5 protein-coding genes are annotated in these 3,086 nt (G+C 70.8%); all 5 read left to right on the top strand.

The features are described 5' to 3' along the window. Nucleotides 1-183: 183 nt before the first annotated feature. Nucleotides 184-1,065: an STAS domain-containing protein gene (locus tag NHG85_RS01015; protein ID WP_253328954.1), complete on the top strand. Its 882-nt coding sequence runs from the start codon at nt 184-186 to the stop codon at nt 1,063-1,065. Next, nucleotides 1,058-1,420, top strand: a complete 363-nt coding sequence (locus tag NHG85_RS01010; protein WP_253328952.1) for an STAS domain-containing protein — start codon at nt 1,058-1,060, stop codon at nt 1,418-1,420. Before NHG85_RS01015 ends, NHG85_RS01010 begins: the two co-directional genes overlap by 8 nt. Beyond that, the gene (locus NHG85_RS01005; RefSeq protein WP_253328950.1) at nt 1,417-1,827 is read left to right on the top strand and encodes an ATP-binding protein; all 411 of its coding nucleotides are present in this window, start codon (nt 1,417-1,419) and stop codon (nt 1,825-1,827) included. The genes NHG85_RS01010 and NHG85_RS01005 overlap by 4 nt, the downstream gene beginning before the upstream one ends. Beyond that, entirely contained in the window at nt 1,824-2,822 is a 999-nt protein-coding gene (locus tag NHG85_RS01000) for a SpoIIE family protein phosphatase (protein WP_253328948.1), read from the top strand. The genes NHG85_RS01005 and NHG85_RS01000 overlap by 4 nt, the downstream gene beginning before the upstream one ends. After that, nucleotides 2,819-3,086 (top strand): ATP-binding protein (locus NHG85_RS00995; RefSeq protein WP_370362954.1); only part of this gene is annotated, 268 nt, incomplete at its 3' end. The genes NHG85_RS01000 and NHG85_RS00995, both read left to right, overlap by 4 nt.

Genomic DNA, 3,086 nt, shown 5'->3' with positions numbered 1-3,086 from the left:
CGCCGCATTGACGCGGGCCTTCGAGGAGCTCGACGCGGCGCTGGGCCGGGCCGATGCGCTGCTCGGCCGGCGCGGTCGCGGATAGGCGACAGGCCGGTTCGCGCCGGGTGATGCGGTGACAAGGCTTTCCTTCCCGCGCGACTGCCCATATCGATGGGCAGCCGTGACCAACTAGGACCGATTATGACCGTTGCGCCGACGACCGAAGTGAGCCGCCTCCTGCGGGAGGATTTCGACAACGTTCTCGATGCCTGGTTCGCGACCCAGAAGCGCGAGGGCGTGCGCCGCCCCGACCTCTTCTCCGATCGCGAGAGCCGCCGCCAGCTGGCGGACCTGCTGCGCGCCTTCTCGGAGGCGCTGGTCCAGATCGACCTCGACGCGCCGGTCGACATCGAGGCGGAGGCCTGGTCCGAGCTGCGGCTGGCCCTGTCGGAGATCACGCTGGTGCGCACCGAGCGCGGCGTGGCGCCGTGGGAGATGACCGCCTTTGTTCTGGCGCTCAAGCAGCCGGTGTTCGAGATGCTGCAGGAGCGGCTCATCGGCACGCCCGATGAGCTCCTGCGCGACGCCGCGAATTTCGGACGGATCGTCGATGCCTTCGCCATGCACATCAACGAGTATTTCATCGCCGAGCGCGACGAGATCATAGAGCGCCAGCGCGCCGAGATGATGGAGCTGTCGACCCCGGTGGTGCAGCTGTGGGAGCGGGTGCTGACCATCCCGCTGATCGGCACGCTCGATTCGATGCGCGCGCAGGAGGTGATGGAGAACCTGCTGAACGCCATCGTCGAGCACTCCGCCGAGGTGGTGATCGTCGACATCACCGGCGTCCGGGTCGTCGACACGCAGGTCGCCCAGCACCTGCTGCGCACCGCCGCCGCCGTGCGGCTGATGGGGGCCGAGGCGATCATCTCGGGCATCTCGCCCAAGATCGCCCAGACCATGGTCGAGCTCGGCGTCGACGTGGGCGAGGTGACGACCCGTCCGACCATCCGCGCCGCGCTCGACGAGGCGTTCCGCCGCGTCGGCTTCCGCATCGGTCGCGTCGAGGACAACCGTGTCTGAGGCGGCCTCGATCTACACGGTCGACAAGGTGCTGCTCGTCGCGATCCGCGACAACATCACCGACACCGACATCATCAACCTGCAGGAGGATCTCTCCGAGAAGATCGTGAACGAATCCGCGCGCGGCGTGGTGATCGACATCGCGGCGCTCGAGATCGTCGACACCTTCGTCGGGCGCATCCTGGCGCAGCTCTCCTCGATCTCGCGGCTGCTGGCGGCCGAGACCTACATCGTCGGCATGCGCCCGGCGGTGGCGATGACGCTGGTCGAGCTCGGGATGGACCTGCCCGGCTCCAAGACGGCGCTGTCGCTGAGCCATGCCTTGCGGAGCCTGAAGGCCAAGGGGCTGGCGTGAGCGCCCCGCCGGCTGAGCCGGCGGCCCGGGTCGAGCTGCGACAGGAGCGCGATATCGCCGCGGCGCGGATCGCCGTGTCGAAGGCAATGGACGCGATGGGCGCGCGGGCGCTGCGCAAGACCCGCTTCGTCACCGCCGTGAGCGAGATCGCCCGCAACGCGCTCGACCACGGCGGCGGCGGGGTGATCGAAATCTACCGGCTGGAACGCCCCTTGCGGATCATGATCCGCTGCCGCGACGAGGGCCCCGGCATCGCCGATATCGACCGTGCGATGACCGACGGCTTCTCCACCGCGCGCAGCATGGGCAAGGGGCTGGGCGGCGCGCGGCGGCTGGTCGAGGCGTTCCGCATCGACAGCCGCCCCGGCGCCGGGACCACGATCGAGATGGAGGCCAAGCCATCATGAGACATGTCGTCGATATCTCGGACCCCAGCGCCGTGGCCGAGGCGCGCCGCCTGGCGCGCAACCTCGCCCAGACGGCGGCGCTGCCCGAGGCGCGCGCCGAGGCGCTGGCCATCGTGGTCACCGAAATGGCCACCAACCTGCTGCGCCACGCCCGCGGGGGGCAGCTCCTGTTGCAGATCCAGCCCGGCAAGGCACCGCATGTCTCGGTCGCCGCGATCGACGCGGGGCCCGGCATTCCCGACATCGACCTCGCGCTTTCGGACGGATTCTCGACCGGGTCGAGCGCCGGCGGGGGCCTGGGCGCCATGAGGCGGCTGGCCGACAGCTTCGAGATCCGTTCCACCCCGGGGCAGGGCACCGTGGCGGTCTGCGGCTTCGGCGCGCCCCCGGTTCTCGCCGGTGTCGAGATCGGCGCCTATCTGATGAACTACCCCGGCGACCGCGCCTGCGGCGACGGGCTGCTGGTGCGCGATGTCTCGGGGCGGGTCGATCTTTTCGCGGTCGACGGTCTGGGGCACGGCGCGCGCGCCGAAGCGGCGGCGGCGGAGGCGATCGAGGGGCTCGAGGCGCTGCGCGGCGAGAATCCCGCGCGCACCCTGTCCGAGCTTTCGGCCCGGCTCGCTGGCAGCCGCGGCTCGGTGGCGGCGCTGGCGCAGATCGAGGCGGCGGACGGGCGGCTGCGGTTGGCCGGGATCGGCAATATCGCGGCGCTGCTGGTCCAGCCCGGCGGGCAGGTGAAGCGGCTGATCAGCCGCGAGGGCAGGCTCGGCGGCGCCGTGCGCACCCCTCCCGTCGAGGAGGCGATGATGCGGCCCGGCGACGTGCTGATCCTGCACAGCGACGGGTTGTCGACCCTGCGCAGCCATGCCGAGCTGCCACCCACCGCCGGGCACAGCTGCGCGATGATCGCGGCGCAATTCATGCGCGACCGCAACAAGGGGCGCGACGATTGCTGCGTGATCGTGGCCCGGCTCGCGCGCGAGGAGGCGGCATGAGGCTGACCACGCTGAAGATCGAGGCCGACGAGGATATCGTGCGGCTGCGGATGGTCGGCCAGGAGGTGGCGCGCCGCTGCGGCTTTGCCAAGTTCGCCGAAACCCGCATCGTCACGGCGCTTCTGGAGTTGGGGCGCAACATCGTCCAGCACGGCGGCGGCGGGCGGATGACGCTGTCGCTGGAGCCGCGGGCGGGCGCGCTCGAACTGGCGGTCGAGGCGATCGACCAGGGGCCGGGCATCCCCGATCTCGACGCGCGGCTCG

Origin of the sequence: Limimaricola litoreus (genome assembly GCF_024159025.1) — a bacterium.
Classification (GTDB): domain Bacteria; phylum Pseudomonadota; class Alphaproteobacteria; order Rhodobacterales; family Rhodobacteraceae; genus Limimaricola; species Limimaricola litoreus.
Note: the sequence above shows the minus strand (reverse complement) of the source record. Positions and strands in the feature narration are given on the sequence as shown.